Origin of the sequence: Helicobacter cinaedi CCUG 18818 = ATCC BAA-847, assembly GCF_000155475.1 — a bacterium.
Lineage (GTDB): Bacteria > Campylobacterota > Campylobacteria > Campylobacterales > Helicobacteraceae > Helicobacter_C > Helicobacter_C cinaedi.
Genome location: NZ_DS990393.1, coordinates 360030 through 377666 on the forward strand (window position 1 = coordinate 360030; position 17637 = coordinate 377666).

At 40.2% G+C, this 17637-nt stretch carries 16 protein-coding genes and 1 pseudogene; 5 read left to right on the forward strand and 12 right to left on the reverse strand.

Annotation, left to right across the window (positions count from 1 at the left end):
• Positions 1-171 precede the first annotated feature (171 nt).
• Positions 172-3838, forward strand: a pseudogene (dnaE, locus tag HCCG_RS09745) (DNA polymerase III subunit alpha).
• Positions 3839-3880: 42 nt separating this feature from the next.
• Complete coding sequence (locus HCCG_RS09755; protein WP_002957363.1) at positions 3881-4294, forward strand: META domain-containing protein; 414 nt, start codon at positions 3881-3883, stop codon at positions 4292-4294.
• Positions 4295-4350: 56 nt separating this feature from the next.
• Here the strand turns inward: HCCG_RS09755 and fliR are convergent, their stop codons facing one another.
• The 11 genes from fliR to fliP form a co-directional block, all read right to left on the reverse strand.
• Positions 4351-5127: a flagellar biosynthetic protein FliR gene (fliR, locus tag HCCG_RS09760; protein WP_002957364.1), complete on the reverse strand. Its 777-nt coding sequence runs from the start codon at positions 5125-5127 to the stop codon at positions 4351-4353.
• Between the two features lie 2 nt (positions 5128-5129).
• Positions 5130-5369 carry an exodeoxyribonuclease VII small subunit gene (gene xseB, locus HCCG_RS09765; protein ID WP_002957365.1) on the reverse strand — a complete coding sequence of 80 codons (240 nt, stop codon included), beginning with the start codon at positions 5367-5369 and terminating at the stop codon, positions 5130-5132.
• Positions 5370-5384: 15 nt separating this feature from the next.
• The gene (guaB, locus tag HCCG_RS09770; protein WP_002957366.1) at positions 5385-6830 is read right to left on the reverse strand and encodes an IMP dehydrogenase; all 1446 of its coding nucleotides are present in this window, start codon (positions 6828-6830) and stop codon (positions 5385-5387) included.
• A gap of 50 nt (positions 6831-6880) precedes the next feature.
• On the reverse strand, positions 6881-8227 hold the full coding sequence (gatA, locus tag HCCG_RS09775) for an Asp-tRNA(Asn)/Glu-tRNA(Gln) amidotransferase subunit GatA (protein WP_002957367.1): 1347 nt from the start codon (positions 8225-8227) through the stop codon (positions 6881-6883).
• Between the two features lie 50 nt (positions 8228-8277).
• A complete protein-coding gene (aroC, locus tag HCCG_RS09780) occupies positions 8278-9360 on the reverse strand; it encodes a chorismate synthase (protein ID WP_002957368.1) in 1083 nt (360 codons plus the stop codon).
• Entirely contained in the window at positions 9360-10088 is a 729-nt protein-coding gene (gene rnc, locus HCCG_RS09785) for a ribonuclease III (RefSeq protein WP_002957369.1), read from the reverse strand. The genes aroC and rnc overlap by 1 nt, the downstream gene beginning before the upstream one ends.
• Positions 10089-10101: 13 nt before the next feature.
• The gene (rnhA, locus tag HCCG_RS09790; protein WP_002957370.1) at positions 10102-10545 is read right to left on the reverse strand and encodes a ribonuclease HI; all 444 of its coding nucleotides are present in this window, start codon (positions 10543-10545) and stop codon (positions 10102-10104) included.
• Positions 10520-11614, reverse strand: coding sequence for a tetratricopeptide repeat protein (locus tag HCCG_RS09795; RefSeq protein ID WP_002957371.1), 1095 nt, complete (start codon positions 11612-11614; stop codon positions 10520-10522). Before HCCG_RS09795 ends, rnhA begins: the two co-directional genes overlap by 26 nt.
• Before the next feature lies 1 nt (position 11615).
• Positions 11616-12446 (reverse strand): peptidylprolyl isomerase, encoded by an 831-nt coding sequence (locus HCCG_RS09800; RefSeq protein ID WP_002957372.1) that lies wholly within the window; start codon positions 12444-12446, stop codon positions 11616-11618.
• 128 nt (positions 12447-12574) lie between these two features.
• Positions 12575-13762: a tRNA (uridine(54)-C5)-methyltransferase TrmA gene (locus HCCG_RS09805; RefSeq protein WP_002957373.1), complete on the reverse strand. Its 1188-nt coding sequence runs from the start codon at positions 13760-13762 to the stop codon at positions 12575-12577.
• A 19-nt stretch (positions 13763-13781) separates the two neighbouring features.
• On the reverse strand, positions 13782-14606 hold the full coding sequence (gene fliP / locus HCCG_RS09810) for a flagellar type III secretion system pore protein FliP (RefSeq protein ID WP_015453222.1): 825 nt from the start codon (positions 14604-14606) through the stop codon (positions 13782-13784).
• Between the two features lie 87 nt (positions 14607-14693).
• Here fliP and glmU point away from each other — a divergent pair, with 87 nt between their 5' ends.
• The 3 genes from glmU to HCCG_RS09825 are packed head-to-tail and all read left to right on the forward strand — an operon-like array spanning position 14694 to position 16605.
• A complete protein-coding gene (gene glmU / locus HCCG_RS09815) occupies positions 14694-16031 on the forward strand; it encodes a bifunctional UDP-N-acetylglucosamine diphosphorylase/glucosamine-1-phosphate N-acetyltransferase GlmU (protein ID WP_015453221.1) in 1338 nt (445 codons plus the stop codon).
• 9 nt (positions 16032-16040) lie between these two features.
• A complete protein-coding gene (gene thiS, locus HCCG_RS09820) occupies positions 16041-16238 on the forward strand; it encodes a sulfur carrier protein ThiS (protein WP_015453220.1) in 198 nt (65 codons plus the stop codon).
• A gap of 4 nt (positions 16239-16242) precedes the next feature.
• The gene (locus HCCG_RS09825; RefSeq protein WP_002957377.1) at positions 16243-16605 is read left to right on the forward strand and encodes a hypothetical protein; all 363 of its coding nucleotides are present in this window, start codon (positions 16243-16245) and stop codon (positions 16603-16605) included.
• A gap of 107 nt (positions 16606-16712) precedes the next feature.
• On the opposite strand, the gene HCCG_RS09830 is transcribed toward HCCG_RS09825, so the two are convergent.
• On the reverse strand, positions 16713-17558 hold the full coding sequence (locus HCCG_RS09830) for a cheVAW transcriptional regulator CheP (RefSeq protein ID WP_015453218.1): 846 nt from the start codon (positions 17556-17558) through the stop codon (positions 16713-16715).
• Positions 17559-17637: the final 79 nt, after the last annotated feature.

Sequence of the window (17637 nt, forward strand, 5' to 3'; positions counted from 1 at the left end):
GCTTAAAAGCGCACCTTAAGTGAGAGCCACTTACAAATCTGTTGGATACCAGATTCCAACTTCCACATTCTTATAAGAATCCTTCTCACTTTAACTAATTCTCAACAAGTTTATCTTATAATTCCCCCACTTTTTTTAAGCCTCAAATTTTATAAACACAAAGGATTTACAATGAACTTTACACATCTTCACTTACATACAGAATATTCCTTGCTTGATGGGGCAAATAAGATTAAAAACCTTGCTAAACGCATTCGTGAGCTAGGTATGGAATCTGTGGCAGTTACTGATCACGGCAATATGTTTGGGGCGTTAGATTTTTATGTGAGTATGAAAGAAGAGGGGCTAAATCCCATTATCGGTATGGAGGCGTATATCCACAATGGCGATGAGCTGAATGATAAAAGCATAAAGCAGCGATTCCATCTCTGCCTTTTTGCGAAAAATGAAGTGGGCTATAAGAATCTAATGTATCTTAGCTCTCAAGCCTTTATCAATGGCTTTTATTATTACCCGCGTATCAATAAAAGGCTTTTAAGGGAAAGAAGTGAAGGGCTTGTGTGCTCTTCTGCGTGCTTACAAGGTGAAGTGAATTGGCAGCTAAATACGAATAATCCTCGCAATGTGCAGTTTGGGGCAAAGGGCTATGAAATGGCAAAAGAAGTTGCCCTAGAGTATAAGGATATTTTTGGGGAGGATTTTTACCTTGAGATTATGCGACACGGCATAAATGATCAGCTTTTTTTAGATGAGCAGATTCTAAGACTTGGCAGGGAGCTAGATATTAAAGTCATTGCGACAAATGATACGCACTACACTTTTCAAAAAGACGCTAAAGCACAAGAAATCGCAATGTGCGTGGCTATGGGCAAAACGCTCAATGACAAAGACAGACTAAAGCATTCGGTAAAAGAATTTTATGTTAAATCCCCACAGCAAATGGCACAGCTATTCCTTGATGTGCCTGAAGTGCTAGAAAACACACAAGAAATCGCACAAAAATGCCGCCTAAATCTCAATCTAAAAAATATTGAGATAAAAAATAAGCACACCGGAGAAGTGATTTTAGAGCATTCCCCTGCCACTCCGCCAAACTTTAAAAGAACGCAAGAATACGCTAAGAAAGAGAATCTCCCGCAGATTCTCAACTGCGAATTAGAATCTATTGACGATGCGGCTTATTTTGCTTTCAAATGTAGGGAGGGCTTAAAGGAGCGATTAGAGCATATCGCTGAATCTAAGCACCAAACTTACAAGGATCGATTAGAGCGAGAGATAGAGATTATCAACTCTATGAAGTTTCCGGGCTATATGCTGATTGTATGGGATTTTGTAAATTTTGCTAAACAAAATGGCATACCGGTAGGTCCCGGGCGTGGCTCGGCAGCGGGAAGCCTTGTAGCCTACGCACTTAAGATTACAAATATTGATCCACTCAAATATGATTTGCTTTTTGAGCGATTTTTGAATCCAGAGCGGGTGAGTATGCCTGATATTGATATGGACTTCTCTCAAGAGCGTCGACAAGAGCTTATAGAGTATGTTTCAAACACTTATGGGAAGTTTAATGTCGCCCAAGTCGTTACTTTTAACTCGCTTTTGGCTAAAGGTGTGATACGCGATGTCGCACGCGTTCTTGATATGCCCCTTAAAGATGCCGATGGCTTTGCTAAACTTATCCCAAATGAGCTTGGCATTACACTCACTAAACAAGCAGGCAAAGATGGTAAGGAAAAAGATGGTGCGTGGGAGAAAGAGCCAAAGATAAAAGAGCTTGTGGAGAGAAATCCTTTGGCTAAGCAGGTGTGGGACTATGCCGTGTTGCTAGAGGGGCTAAAGCGAAATACAGGGCTTCACGCGGCGGCTATTGTGATAGATTCTAATGATGAGCTATGGAATAAGGTGCCGCTTTATACAAATGATAAGATGAATGGCGTAGCAGTGCAGTATTCAATGAATTGGCTTGAGCCGGTTGATTTGATTAAATTTGACTTTTTGGGATTAAAGACGCTTGATGTGATAAGTGATGCGATTAAACTAGTGAAAAAACGCTATGGTGTGGATATTGACTTTAGCACAATGGATATGGAAGATTCTAAAGTCTATGAGACAATCCAAAGCGGCAGCACACTAGGACTCTTCCAAATAGAATCTGAAGGTATGCAAGCCCTAGCCAAAAGGCTAAAGCCGAGTAATTTTGAAGATATTATAGCAATGCTTGCTCTCTATCGCCCCGGACCTATGGAATCTGGTATGCTTGATGACTTTGTCAATCGCAAGCACGGCTTAGCGAGCATCACTTATGCTTTTAACGCATTAGAGCCGATTTTAAAGCCAACTTATGGTGTGATTGTTTATCAAGAGCAGGTTATGCAAATCGTGCAAACTATCGGTGGATTTTCACTCGGTGGGGCGGATTTGGTGCGAAGGGCAATGGGGAAAAAGAAGCTAGATGAGATGTTGCGACTAAAAAAAGAATTTGCCGATGGGGCGGAGAAGCAGGGCTACAATCGCACTAAGGCAGAGGACTTGTGGGAGCTTATTGTTAAATTTGCTGGATATGGATTTAATAAATCTCACTCTGCGGCTTACGCGATGATAACCTATCAAACCGCATATTTAAAAACCTACTACGAACACGAATTTATGGCAGCAATGCTGACAAGCGAGACACGCAAAGTAGAATCTGTGGCAAAATATATCAATGAAGTAAAATCACTTGGCATTGAGATAATCCCACCACATATTAATATTTCTGAAAATGACTTTGGTGTGGGTGAGTTTGATGGGGTGAAAAAAATCATCTTTGGGCTAAGTGCGATTAAGGGCTTAGGCGAATCACCTATTGAAAACATCATCACAGATCGAGAAAAAAATGGCGAGTATAAAAATGTAGAGGATTTTATCGCAAGGGTTGATTTTTCAAAAATGACAAAACGCTCTTTAGAGCCGCTTATTAAATCTGGTGGGCTAGATGGGCTTGGATTTTCCCGCCATACAATGCTTGAAAACATTGACTTGCTTTGTGATAAGGGGCGTGAAAAGGATAAGGCACACGAGATGATGAGCAATTCCCTTTTTGGAGAAGGTGGCGTGGAAATCAATGTGCATTTGCCTATCCAAGATAAGCCTGAATATGACATACGCACTTTGCTTGATTATGAATATGAATGTATGGGAATCTACATCTCCGGACATCCGCTTGATGATTTTAAAGAGAAGCTAGATAAGATTAAAGGTGTGGTTAAGAGTGTTGAGCTAGAGGATTTAGAGCTTAACTCCACTTGTATGCTTGTAGGAAAGATTTTAGATATTAAACGAAAAATCAGCAAAAAAACTGGCAAACCCTTTGGGACAATTGACTTTTTGGACTATGGGGGGAAAATTGAATTTATGGTATTTGAAAAGCACCTTGAGATTCTAGAGGGGCTGAATCTAGATAATCCTTTGGTGTTGAAGTGTAAGATTGAAGAGCGTGAGGAGCGACTCAATGTTAGGATTCTAGAGATTTTTACCTTTGAACAAGCCGTGACAGAAAAGCCCATAGAACCAAAGTATAAAACCAAACAAAGCGAAGATGAAAGTCAAAAAAATTATCCCCCTTGATATGCGACCAAGTGAGCTTGATGTCTGCACACCTTTGTGCGTGGTAGTGGATAGCTCTTGTGTGGAGAATGGAATCTTAGAAAAGCTTAAAGCTCATTCCCAAAGCCTTAAAGGCAAAAGGGAATTGCGACTAAAGATTAAAAATGATAACTCTGGCTATACATTTGTCAGTCAAATTTTGGTGCATTCAAGCATTAAAGAGGCTTTCAAAGAGTTAGAATGGCAAGAATAGGGGTGTTAGTTTAAGTTTAAGCTAAAAAAATAAGGAGTTTGTATGAAATCTATAAAAAGCAAGGTTATAGCTTTTGGGATTTTTGGAGCATTAATGGTAGGCTGTGGGCAAGATTCACAAAAAGAGATTATCGCAAAATGGAATCTTGTCTCTCTCAATAGCAATGGCACGGAAATCAGTTTAGATGAGCCTGAAAATCCTGCGTTTGCAACTTTTGATGGAAGCAAACTGAATGGCAATGCTGGGTGCAATGCTTTCTTTGGAAACTATACTTTGAAAGACAAAATGCTTGTGGTTGAAGGTGTGGGTATGACACGCAAAATGTGTGATGAAAAAAGTATGGCAATAGAGGATAGCCTGATTAAAGTATTTGCCGATGGCTCAAGTGAGCTAAGCATTAACGGCGATACACTTATCATTCAGAAAGAGAATACAAAAGCGACATTTAAGAAATAATTTAGCATTGTAGAATCCGCTTAGATTCTACAAATCCCCACATTTTCTGCTTTATTTTACTGCTCCAAAAATATTTTTCCAACTGCCAAAAACGCTTTGGCAAGTTCATTTTTAAATGTAAAAATAATGCTTGAAATGGTAAGAAAGAGCACCACAAAGGCAATGGCGATTTTCACAGGAAAACCGATGGCTAGGAGATTAAACTGCGGGTGCGTTTTCATAATCATTCCAAAAATAATATCTGAAAGCAAAATAATGGCTAAAATAGGAAAAGCCATAGAAAAGCCCACAGCAAAGATATTCCCAAATGCCTTAATAAAATACTCCACACTCTTTGGCTCAAAGACAAAGCCCCCAAGCGGTGTAGCTTGAATACTATGCGAGATAATAAGAAAAATAGTGTGATGAAAATCCAAACTCAAAGCAATAAGCAAACCCAAAATGGCTATAAGCTGGGCTACTATGGGCTTTTGCGTACCGCTAACTGGATCATAAGCACTTGCCATTGTAAGCCCCATAGTAAAGCTTATAAGCTCCCCACCAAAACTTAGCATTGCAAAAACAATCTGCAAACAAACAGAAGCCAAAAAACCTAGCAGAATCTCAAAAAGTGCAGCAAATAAAAACTCTACCATACTCATATCAGGCAAAGTATAAGACGCTAAAGGATAAAATGCCACGCTCATAAAAAACACCATTGCTGCACGGACATTGATGCTGATAAGCTGATTATCAAAAAAAGGGAAAAACGCAAACACCCCGCTAAATCGTGCCACAAGCAGCAAAAACACAGCAACGCTATTTGACTGCGTGATATAGGCTACAAGCTCCATTCTTAGTCTTTAAATTCTTGGTATTGCAGTTGAGCTTGTTCTAGGATTTCTTGTGCATCTTTGAGATAACGCATACCACTTTCATATAAAGCAAGAGATTCTTTCAGCGTAACCTCTTGTGAGTTAAGCTTATTTAACACAGCCTTAGCCTTTTCTAGCATAGTTTCAAACTCATCTTCTTGCGATTCTTGCGGAATTTGTGAATCTTGTGAATCTAAATTGAGTAAAACTTCTTCTGCCATATCCTGCCCCTTAGCCTATCCGTGATAATTTGGTGCTTCTTTGGTAATATCCACATCATGCACATGAGATTCTCTAAGTCCCGCTGAAGTAATCTCCACAAACTCCGCCTTCTCCCACAATGTCGCAATATCCTTGCTTCCCAAATAGCCCATTGATGATTTAAGCCCACCGATAAGCTGATGCACCACATCGCCCACTTTTCCGCGATAAGGCACTCTGCCCTCAACCCCTTCAGGCACGAGCTTATCTTGGGCTGTGCCTTCTTGGAAGTATCTATCGGCACTACCACGAGTCATTGCCCCCATACTGCCCATACCGCGATAGCTTTTATATTGCCTGCCTTGATAGATGATAAGATCACCCGGGGATTCTTCTGTGCCGGCTAAGAGACTGCCTATCATCACACACGATGCCCCAACGGCTAAGGCTTTGGCAATATCGCCAGAATATTTTATGCCTCCATCGGCAATCAGTGGGACATTATGCTTTCTTGCCACTTCCGCACAAGATTCTATGGCTGAAATTTGTGGCATACCCACACCGGCTACAATACGCGTGGTGCAGATACTTCCCGGACCTATGCCGACTTTCACGCCATCTGCCCCAGCATTGATTAAATCCCTTGTGGCTTCAGGCGTTACGACATTGCCTACTACCACATCAATGGCAAGTTTTGATTTAATCATCTCCAAAGTCTTTAACACATTAATGGAATGCCCGTGTGCTGAATCTAGCACCAACACATCAGCCCCAGCATTTGTCAAAGCCTCTGCTCTATCAAACTGCTTTACACCAATAGCAGCACCCACTTTTAACCGCCCAAAGCTATCTTTACACGAGTTTGGATACTCTATCCTTTTTTGAATATCCTTAATGGTAATTAGCCCCTTTAATGTGTAGTTTTCATCAACAATAGGGAGCTTTTCAATCCTGTGCTTATGCATAATCTCCTTAGCCTCTTCAAGCGTTGTGCCAACCTTAGCCGTGATAAGAGAATCTTTTGTCATCAAATCCCCAACGCGTTTGTTTAAATCCTGCTCAAAGCGGACATCGCGGTTGGTTAAGATTCCAATAAGTTTGCCATACTCATCAACAACAGGCACACCAGAGATTTTATAATTATCCGTAATCGCCTTGGCATCGGCAAGCGTGTTATCCGCACGAATATAAATAGGATCAACAATCACGCCACTTTCACTTTTTTTCACGCGTTTAATCTGCTCTACTTGTGAGGCAATGTCCATATTTTTATGAATAATGCCAATGCCCCCAAGTCTCGCCATAGCAATAGCAGTGCAAGATTCTGTAACGGTATCCATTGCCGCACTCACAAGGGGGATATTAAGCGAAGTATTCTTACTTAGCATTGTTTGAGTGCTGACATCTTGGGGGAGAATCTCCGAATACGCCGGAATAAGCAAAACATCTTCAAAAGTTAGGGCTTTTTGTCGTATTTTCATTTTTCAAATCCTTTCATTTTTTTGAATCCGCGTAAGAGTTTTGTGTAGTCTCAATTTTGTAGTTCTTTTTCCAAGCCATAGGCGATATTAAGGATTGTCTGCTCCTCAAACTTCCCACCGATAAACTGCATTCCCACACTTAAGCCTTCAGCATTTTTCATTGTAGGGATACATATCGCAGGAAGCCCAGCAAGATTTACCCCAATAGTATAAATATCACTCAAATACATTTCAAGCGGAGAGTGAGAAGTGCCAAATTTTGGCGGTAGAGTTGGCGCAATGGGGAGTAAAATACTATCGCATTCATTCAAAATCGCTTCATAATCAGCACAAATCTTTTCTCGCACTTTTTGGGCTTTAAGATAATACGCATCATAATATCCACTGCTTAGCACAAAGCTCCCAAGCAAAATCCGCCTTTTGACCTCATCGCCAAAATACTCACTCCGCGTATTCAAATACACTTCTTTGAGATTCTCCGCCTTTGCCCTTGTGCCATATCGCACCCCATCAAATCGTGCAAGGTTGGAACTTGCCTCAGCCGTGCAGATGATATAGTATGCCGAGATATGATAACGCGTATCTAGCATAGACTTCTCCACAATGCTATGCCCCATAGATTCTAGAATCTTAATAGTTTGATAATACGCATCTTGCACTTCTTGTGTCGCATCTTTAAGAAAATCTTTTAACACAGCAATTTTATAGCGTTTATTAGAATCTAAATCCCTAAAAGTATGTAATGCAGGGAGATTAGCACTTGTAGAATCTAAATTATCATAGCCACTAATGGCATCTAGCAAAAGGGCAGCATCTTCTACATTTTGCGTAATTGGTCCTATTTGATCTAAGCTTGAGCTATACGCCACAAGCCCATAACGACTAACCCGCCCATAGCTTGGCTTTAGCCCCACACAGCCACAAAATCCAGCCGGTTGTCTAATAGACCCGCCTGTATCACTCCCCAAAGAGGCAATAGCAAGTCCGCCCACCACCGCCGCAGCACTGCCGCCACTACTTCCACCGGGGACACGAGAGGCATCAAGGGGATTTTTCACTCGCCCATAACAGCTAGATTCTGAAGTGCTACCCATAGCAAATTCGTCCATATTTGCGCGTCCAAAACCACACATTTTATTTTTATGAAGTTTTTCTATCACAGAGGCATTGTAAGGGGAGATATAGCCTTTTAAAATCTTGCTTCCACAAGTGATTTCCCAACCCTTCACATTAATATTATCTTTTATAAGAATTGGCACACCACTTGTTTGGCTCTCCATTATCTCGCCGATATAGGCATTTAGCTCCATATTTTGCTTGAGCTTTTCTCTTATATCTCGCTTAATTTCTTTGAGTTCATATTCGCTTTTTGTGAGTGCTTCTTTGAGTGTTATCATTATCTCTCCTTATAAGAGTGGGATTATAGAATCTTCTTGCTTTAAAACAGCTATAACTCGCTCAAATACACCTTTTTGAGAAAGCTAAGTTGTGAAGTGGTATGCAATAAAAGCATATCCGCAATGACAAGAGCCACCATAGATTCAGCCACCACACTGCCACGCACCGCTACGCAAGGATCGTGTCGCCCTTTAATCTTGCATACCTGTTGCTTACCATTGACATCAAGCGTGTCTTGGGGCAGAAAAATGCTCGGTGTGGGCTTAAAATGAGCCTTTACTCTCACAATATTGCCATTGCTAATACCGCCTAGAATCCCGCCGCTATGATTTGTTTTAAAGCCTTTTTTATCCATTTCATCATTATGTTCATTGCCATATTGTGTGCTTGATAAGATTCCATCGCCTATTTCCACTGCTTTGACTGCATTTAGTCCCATAAGTGCTTCTGCGATTGCCCCATCAAGCTTATGATAAAGTGGCTCTCCTAAACCGACAGGCAACCCACTTGCCTCTATCAAAGCCACGCCACCCACACTATTATGTGCGTTTTTCGCAGATTCTATAAGGGCTTTTTGGGCGTCTTCTTTTTGCTTATCAAGGGCGTAAATCTCACTATTTTTGGCGTATTCAAAATCAAATTCACCGCCTACAACATCGCCGATGGAGCAGATTCCACTTCTTACTTGTATATTAAATTCTTGCAATAAAAGCTTAGCAATTGCCCCAGCGGCTACTCTTGCAGCACTCTCTCTGGCTGAGCTTCTCCCACCACCGCGATAATCTCGCAGTCCATATTTTTTAAAATATGTAAAATCAGCGTGTCCGGGACGGAAAATGTCTTTAATATTATCATAATCGCTACTCTTGCTTGAAGTATTAGCTATCCATAAGCATATAGGTGTGCCTGTGCTAATGCCTTCAAACACACCACTTAGAATCTGCACCTTATCGGCTTCTTTGCGTTGGGTAGAGAAGCGATTAAGCCCCGGAGCGCGTCTTTTCATCATAGATTCTATAAAGGCTTCATCTATTTTTAGCCCCGCAGGAAGTCCATCAATCACACAGCCTATACCCTCGCCGTGAGATTCTCCAAAAGTAGTTATACGCAAGGCTATACCAAAAGTATTCATCATCTCTCCTTATCATTGTTTTGATGATTATTTTTGTATAGGGCAGAGATTTTTTCATAAGCAATTTGAGCGGATTTTTGCTGGGCATCTTTTTTTGAGCTGCCTTTTGCCCTTGCGTATTCCACCCCATTGACACTTAGGGCAATTTCAAAGCTTTTTTGATGATCAGGTCCGCTTTCACTCACAAGCGTATAAGTTGGAATCTCCCCAAAAATCGCTTGTGTAAGCTCTTGCAAAGCAGTCTTATAATCTGTAAAAAGTGAGCGTAAATCAATCTTGGCATAATTTTGCTCTAAGAGTTTTAACACAATATCTTTAAGAAATGTCAGTTCAGATTCTAAATAAATCGCACCCATCAAGGCTTCAAAGGCATTTGAAAGGATAGAGGCTTTTTCTCGCCCTTTATTATGCTCTTCACTCTGTGAGATATGCAAAAATGCTCCCAAATCAAGCGATTTTGCAAGTTTCATAAAGCCCTTTTCATTGACAATACACGCTCGCAACTTGCTTAACTCACCCTCCTTAGCACTAGGAAATTTTCTAAATAAAAACTCCCCCACAAGCAAGTCAAGCACCGCATCACCCAAAAACTCTAGCCGTTCATTATTATAGGCATTCTTACAGCTTTTATGCGTAAGGGCTTCAAGCAGGAGCTTTTTATCTTTAAAAGTGTAACCAAGTTTTTTTTCAAGGGCTTGAGCGTTTTTTGGGGGATTATACTTTGGCATTGCTATCCTTTTATTAGAATCTTACTGCTTCATCTTTTGCCATCACATCTTTTGCCGCTTGTTTAGCTAGGCTATCACACAGCTCATTTTGTGGATGTCCGGCGTGTCCTTTCACCCAATGGGCTGTAACACTATGTAGTGAAGAAACTTGTAAATAGCTCTGCCACAAATCTACATTTTTGACATTTTTAAAATCTTTTGCCACCCAATTTTTAAGCCACGAGTTAATCCCATCACACACATATTTAGAATCACTATACAAATCCACAACACAAGGCTCTTTGAGTGCTTTTAGAGATTCTATTACCGCAAGGAGTTCCATTCTATTATTTGTTGTATATGGCTCTCCACCACTTAGAATCTTTTGCTTATCCTTAAAGCATAAAATCCCACACCAACCCCCCGCTCCGGGATTGCCTAAAGATGAGCCATCACAATAAAGGGTAACTTGCTTCATCTCTTACCTTTTGGACTTTGTAAATCACATCGCTATTAAGCAGCTCCCCACAAGAAGAGCAACGAGCATTTTCAAAAGGGAAAATCTGCTTACAACTATGGCAGCGATACTCAAAGCTTAGTGTGGCTTTAAGATTTGAATGCTGATGTAAGATTCTCATATTTTCTAGCTCAAAAATATCACAAACTTTAGAATCTACTATCCACCCTTTAGCCCGATACACATCACGAATCTGCTTATGTGTGATTTGCTCTAGTGGCACATCTTTACGCTCAAACCCCCATAAAATATCAATATATTTTGCGATATTTTCACTCTTCTGCACTCTCTCCCAAAAGAGTGAAAAACTCACGCTTTTAAAATATTGCAAAATCATCTTTTCAAGCTTTGGCTCTTTGCTCTTTAGCTCATCTAGCTTTTGAATCTTGCTTATAAGCGGGACATTGTGTTGATTAATAAGTAGCAGGGCATACAAATAGGCTTTGTTTAAACTCAGTGTATGAAAAAAATGCTCCTGTGTAGAATCTTTTATATAATCTTGTGATGGAGAAGCACAATCATAAATCTCTTCAATACACTCAAGTGCGTCAATGGCATTTTTATACTCATTCAAGCTCTCATAAGTTCGCAGAAGATAACGCAACACTTGCGGATTTCTAGGATAGTTTTTTAAAATCTCTAAAAAAATGCTTTTTGCCCTTTGTAAAAATCCGGCGTTATAATACGCCCTGCCCAAATCCTGCAGAATCTCAATTCTTGCTTCCGTGTGAGAGTGCTTAAGATTTTCTAGTATGCTAAGATAAATTTTAATCGCTTCTTGTGTATTGCCACTTTGGATATACGCATTTGCGATAAATTGCAATGTGGGAATGGGATTTTGACATAGGGCTAAAAACTCTTCAACGCCTTCAGTTAGCCCAACAAACTCATAAGACTTGGCAAGATTCTGCAAAGACTTATCTTTTTGCTTTTGCTTATAACGATTGCGTCCATAATCAATTAAAGCGACACTCGCCACAATGGCAACAAAAATCAAAATGCCAAAAAGTGGGTCTGCATAAGGAAGCATATTATTCTCTAAGCGTTATGATATTGGCACTAGAGCGGATTTTATTAAAATGTTCAGTGATGATACTTTGCTCTTTTTGTGCCATTATTTTTTGATTGATGAGTGGTTTTGCCTCATCAAAACTTATAGCTTTCTCGCCCAAACGCTCCTTGACCAAAAAGCTCACAAAGCTGTTGCCACCGGTTGTAAGCACGGGGGTAAATTCATTATTTGGCGTATTAAGAAATACTTGAGCAATTTGTGGGCTAAGCGAAGAAAGCGAGATTGTTTCATTTATCTTTTGCACCCCTTGAATCGTAGTCTTTGGTGATTGTATGGCGTTTTGTAAATTGCCTTCATTCTGTGCTGTGTATCTTACCACACGCACCGATGAGGGGAGTAAAAATTCCTTTTTGTGCTTTGTGTAGTAGCTTAATAGCTCATCTTCACTTGAAATACTGATGTTTGAAGCAAGGATTCTTTGCATAAGCTCTTTAGTTTGCAACTGCTTTTTGATTTTATTGCGATATTCCTGTAAAGTCGTGCCATCACGCGTAACCTTAGCAAGCAAAGCGTCTTTGCTAAGGTTAGCATTTGCAGCGATTTGAGAAATCTCCTCATCAATCTTAAACTCATCAATGCTAATCTTAAATCGCTCTATCTCATCATCTTTTAATCGCTCATTAATCAGCATATCAATAGCGGCTTTTTTGGAGATTTTCATTTGCGTTTGAAGTTTGCTGATTTCACTCAGTGTAATAGCGTGTCCATTGACGCGTATCGCCACACCTGCGATAATTTCAGCCTGTGAAACCAACACGCACAGACATAAAAAACATATATTTTTTTTCATCTCTATCCTTTTTGTATCTTTGGAAAACTTTGTACCATTCTAGCACATTCAAAGCAACCCCAAAGCAACAAGGGAGATTCTAGCTTATCTAGCCTTGTGAGATATTGTTATATTGAGTGGTAAAACAATCACTTCTGGCGTAAAATCACTATACATTCCCTATGGTGCGTATGCGGAAACTGATCAAAAAGTCCAAAATGTAAAATATTATGGCTTTGTATGAGTGTTTGTAAATCTTGCAAAAGTGTGTGTGGCTTGCACGAAACATACACAATGGTGTTAAATTGTTGCAAAAAATGCAGAATCTTTAGCTCATTTACCCCACTTCTTGGCGGGTCAATCAGCACACAATCAAAGCTAAAGCGTTTTATGTCAATGCCCCTTAGCCTAAAAAACTCTCTTTCCCCACTTAATGCCACTTGCGTTTCAAGGGCATTTAACCGCACGGGCGTGATATTTTCACAAAAATTTTGCTCCATATTTTGCTGTAAAAGTGAAATGGCAGACTTCACCACTTCAGTGGCGAGAATCTGCCTAAAAACCCCGCTTAAAGCAATGCTAAAATTCCCACCACCACAATACAGCTCAAGCATATCGTTATCAGGCTGTGGATAGAGTGCCTTAAGATGAGTGATGACAAACTCAAGCATTTTTGTATTGATAAAAGGATTAGGCTGTGAAAAGCTAGATTCTTGCTTGAAAAAAGTATAGTTCTGCTTTTGCTTGGAATCTGCAAAAAGCCTTAAACTCTCACGCACACAAGAATCATAATCAAAATCGCCCACAAGTATCTTTTGATTTTTAGCCCTGCCGATGATATGTGCAGTAGCATTTAATGCTGTATGCAGTCTATCACGCATATTTTGAGCCTTTTGCTCCCAGATAGAATCTAGCCTTTTGTGATAAATAAGTGAGATGATAATCTCTTGTGATTCTATGTTTGCTAGAAAATTACACGCATAAACTTTTGTGCGTAAAGTCTCATCTGCTTCTAAACTTTCAATCACAAGAGGCATAGCCTTTTGAATTATAGGAAGTAAAATTGGGCATTGCGTGATGGGGGTGCGATGATTTTTCTCTCTATTACTCATCGCAAAATGGATTCTGTTTTGTTCTGTGTAGAATCTAAACTCCGCCCTTGCTCTAAAGCCCCACTCCACCGAGTTATGAACGCTTAGATTTGCGGAAGAAAAACCATTGCTAGAAAAAAGGGAGCTAAACTCCTGCTGTGTTTGTTTGAGCTTAGATTCTAGCTGTTTTTCATAGGCTAAATCTAGCTCACAGCCACCGCATAGCCCAAAGTGCTGACATTTCATAATAAATACTTAAGCTAAGCTACTTAAAGCCCTGCACAAGATTCCCAATAAGCAGATTCCACCCATCAACCAGCACAAAGACTAGAATCTTAAAAGGCAGTGAAATCATAACCGGCGGCAACATCATCATACCCATTGCCATAAGCACGGAGCTTATCACCATATCAATGACTAAAAAGGGCAGATACAATAAGAATCCAATCCAAAATGCCGTCTTAAGCTCACTTATCATAAATGCCGGGATAAGCACAGTCAGTGGCACATCATCAACGGTTTGGGGATTTTCAAGGTTGCGGATTCTAAAAAAGAGTGCTAAATCCTTTTCACGCGTGTTTTTAATCATAAAATCCTTAAAAGGCACAATTGCCCGTTCAAACGCCTCATCATAAGAAATCTGCTTTTCTGTATAAGGCTTTATGCCAACTTCATAGCTTTTAGTCGCTACTGGCTCCATAATGAAAAATGTCAAAACAAGTGCAAGGCTGACTAAAACCTGTGTTGGTGGGGACTGCTGTGTACCTAAAGCAGTGCGTAAAAAAGCAAAGACAATGACAATGCGTGTAAAGCTAGTCATCACAAGCACAAGTGAAGGGGCAATCACAAGCAGTGTGATGATAAGGACGATATTAAGCGTTGCAACTAGCTCGGTTGGCTCTTGTGGTGCAGTCAGCGATAAATCCACGGAGGGCAACACTGGATTTTTAGGCAGTGAAGGAAGTGGAGCGATATTTGATGGGGCTGGAAGTGCTGGAGTGAGATTAGTGTTTGGAGAATCTGGGCTTTGTGGATTTGCGTAAGCAAGGGAGTAAATACAAAGCAAAAGCATAGCTATGAGTTTTTTCAAAAATTACTCCAAAAATGAAACTTAAGGGGCGTATTATAGGATTTAGTGTGTTAAAATTACATAAAAAGCATATTAAAAGGAGTGAAAATGAGTGTATCGGTGGTGATTTTAGCAGCTGGGGCTGGAACGCGTATGAAGTCAAACCTACCTAAAGTACTTCATAGAATCTGCGGTAAGCCTATGCTGTTTTATTCCATTGATGAAGCTTTGAATTTGAGCGATGATGTGCATATTGTGCTATTTCATCAAGAATCTTTAGTGAAAGAAAAGATTATAGAATCTTACCCAAAGGCGTGTGAAAGCGAGGCTTTGCATTTTCACATACAGGATTATGAAAATTATCCGGGTACTGGTGGGGCGATTATGCAAGGGGGCAGTGGGGAAAAAGCAAAACATTGCTTTGCGTATAAATATGAGCAGATTCTTATCCTTAATGGCGATATGCCCCTTGTGCGTAGCCAAACGCTTAAAAAGCTGTGTGAGAATCCCTCTAAGATTGTGATGAGTATTTTGCACCTTGAAAATCCAAACGGCTATGGACGCGTGATTTTAGAACATAATAAGGTGCAAAAGATTATAGAGCAAAAGGACGCTACGCAAGAAGAGCTAGCTATCAAAGATGTCAATGCTGGGGTGTATAAGATACATAAAAATATTTTAGAATCTTACCTGCCACTTTTGCAAAATAACAACAACCAAAAGGAATTTTATCTTACCGATGTGATTTTTTATGCAGGGCAAAATGGCGTTGAAGTAGCGGCAGTGCAGGTAGAAGAGCAAGAATTTATGGGGGTAAATTCTAAACTCCAACTCTCCTTGGCACAAGAAGTGATATTAAAGCGATTAAGAGATGCGGCTATGGAAGAAGGCGTGATTATGCACCTGCCCCATACGATTTATATAGAATCTGGCGTGAAGTTTAGCGGGGAATGTATTGTGGAACAAGGTGTGCAGATTCTGGGGAATTGCGAGATTATAAACTCTCATATCAAAGCCCATAGCGTGGTGGAATCTAGCGATATAGAATCTAGCGATATAGGACCTATGGCACATATCCGCCCAAAAAGTCATTTACAACACACACATATCGGTAATTTTGTGGAGACTAAAGCAAGTGTGTTGCGTGGGGTGAAAGCAGGGCATTTAAGCTATTTGGGGGATTGTGAAGCGAATGAAGGGAGCAATATCGGGGCTGGAGTGATAACTTGTAATTATGATGGTAAGCAAAAGCATAAGACAATCATTGGCAAAAATGTCTTTGTAGGCAGTGATGTACAGCTTGTCGCACCACTTGAAATTGGCTCAAATGTGCTTATTGGTGCGGGTAGCACGATAACAAAAGATTTGCAAGATGGGGACTTAGCCCTATCGCGCACACCGCAGAAAAATATCAAAGATGGTTATTATAAATTTTTTGATAAATAAGGAGTGGATATGGAGATTTTACTCAATGGCAAGGCTTACAAGCTAGAATCCAGCACGATTTTAGCTCTGCTAGAAAAGCTTGATATTGCACATAAGGCAATGGCGATTGCGGTGAATACGCAGGTGCTAAAAAAGGAAAAATGGGGCGAGTATGTGCTGCAAAATGGCGATGAAGTGGAGATTTTAGACTTTGTGGGTGGTGGGTGAAAAGATGAGAACTGCATTATTTCTAGTTTTTATGTGGAGCGTGGCATTCTCTTGCACTGGGGATTGTAAAAGTTGCCACGCAACGCTAGATTATAAAAATGACATACGCCACGCACCAATGCTAGAGTGCAAAACCTGCCACACCGATGCCAAGATGGCACAGATTGATATGGGCGGTTGTGGAGAAGACTGCTTTGCCTGCCACGATATAAGTAAGATTAAATCTCCAAGCCTAGCTAAAGATCACTATCTTATTAACTCCTGCATACAATGCCACACAAGCCTGTCTAACTCCCCCCTTAGCACAGGCGAAAATGTCTTCCAAAAGGGGATAAAAAACTTTAGTAATGGATTGTTAAAGGAATGAGTTTTCTTGCATAAACTCTTAGCAAAAGTAAGAAAATCTTGCAAAACCAAAGGGCAAACCTAGAATCTAGAGATTCCAAATCTACTTTCATCAAAGAAAAAAGATTATTACTTACCGATATTGAGCTTTGCGTCAGTGGGGAGAATCTCAAAGAATCTGTCCATATTAAAAACAATATTTTGTGTTTTAGCCTCTTTGATAAGGGCAATAGCGTCCTCCATATTATAAGGTTTGCCACCATTATATGGCTCAAAGACTTTATTGACAATGGCTAGGGCATAGGCATTTTTCTTCACTTCATCAGAAGCAGCGTGGGGCATTGTAATATACGCGGTGCTTTGGATAAGAATCTCATCAAACTTCCAATGATCAAATAAAAAGCCCAAAAATGTAAGATGGTCTAGCCCATAAAATTCTGTCTCAACCGCACCAATATCGGCAAAATCACTTTCTTTAAGCTGGGCTAGAAATTCTTTATCCTTGCCACTTTGGATAAGTGTATTAGCAAATAGCATCATTCCCAAACGCAAAAGCATAGCACAAGGCACAAGCACTTGAGCGAGCTTTTTATCAGTTTGCGAAAACCAATCGGAGATAAAATCCGCCTCCCTGCTACAATTCCCCAAAAACTCCTGTGTATCTAGCCCATAAGGCGAAACATCTATCTTAAAGCTTCCACGCAAAGAGTTGGCAATAGCAACATTTTTGACATTACTGATACCAAGCAAGGACACCACTTGATTGAGTGTGGAAATCTCACGAGAAAACCCATAATAAGGCGAGTTTGCCAAACGCAATAAATCCCCAGTCAAAAGCGGATCTTTAGAAATAATATCCACCACACCTTGCACTTGTACTTCAGAACCAGAAGAATCCACATATTGTTGCAACTTCATCACGGTCTCTGGCAATGGGGGCAAATTATCAATCGTTTTAAGTAAAAGTTCATTCATCAAAGCGTCCTTTAATAGCAAAAAACTAAATCGCGTTATATTATCGGCAACGCGTGGATTATATCAAAAAGCGATATAA

Bases quoted from the DNA above. Each gene is read 5' to 3' on its own strand.
- fliR (WP_002957364.1), bottom strand. From the start codon at position 5,127: ATGGAGCTTGTAGCCTATATCACGCAGTCAAATAGCGTTGCTGTGTTT.
- gatA (WP_002957367.1), bottom strand. From the start codon at position 8,227: ATGATAACACTCAAAGAAGCACTCACAAAAAGCGAATATGAACTCAAA.
- rnhA (WP_002957370.1), bottom strand. From the start codon at position 10,545: ATGAAGCAAGTTACCCTTTATTGTGATGGCTCATCTTTAGGCAATCCC.
- HCCG_RS09830 (WP_015453218.1), bottom strand. From the start codon at position 17,558: ATGAATGAACTTTTACTTAAAACGATTGATAATTTGCCCCCATTGCCA.
- HCCG_RS09805 (WP_002957373.1), bottom strand. From the start codon at position 13,762: ATGAAATGTCAGCACTTTGGGCTATGCGGTGGCTGTGAGCTAGATTTA.
- aroC (WP_002957368.1), bottom strand. From the start codon at position 9,360: ATGAATACTTTTGGTATAGCCTTGCGTATAACTACTTTTGGAGAATCT.
- HCCG_RS09795 (WP_002957371.1), bottom strand. From the start codon at position 11,614: ATGCTTCCTTATGCAGACCCACTTTTTGGCATTTTGATTTTTGTTGCC.
- rnc (WP_002957369.1), bottom strand. From the start codon at position 10,088: ATGCCAAAGTATAATCCCCCAAAAAACGCTCAAGCCCTTGAAAAAAAA.
- HCCG_RS09755 (WP_002957363.1), top strand. From the start codon at position 3,881: ATGAAATCTATAAAAAGCAAGGTTATAGCTTTTGGGATTTTTGGAGCA.
- HCCG_RS09800 (WP_002957372.1), bottom strand. From the start codon at position 12,446: ATGAAAAAAAATATATGTTTTTTATGTCTGTGCGTGTTGGTTTCACAG.
- guaB (WP_002957366.1), bottom strand. From the start codon at position 6,830: ATGAAAATACGACAAAAAGCCCTAACTTTTGAAGATGTTTTGCTTATT.
- thiS (WP_015453220.1), top strand. From the start codon at position 16,041: ATGGAGATTTTACTCAATGGCAAGGCTTACAAGCTAGAATCCAGCACG.
- glmU (WP_015453221.1), top strand. From the start codon at position 14,694: ATGAGTGTATCGGTGGTGATTTTAGCAGCTGGGGCTGGAACGCGTATG.
- HCCG_RS09825 (WP_002957377.1), top strand. From the start codon at position 16,243: ATGAGAACTGCATTATTTCTAGTTTTTATGTGGAGCGTGGCATTCTCT.
- xseB (WP_002957365.1), bottom strand. From the start codon at position 5,369: ATGGCAGAAGAAGTTTTACTCAATTTAGATTCACAAGATTCACAAATT.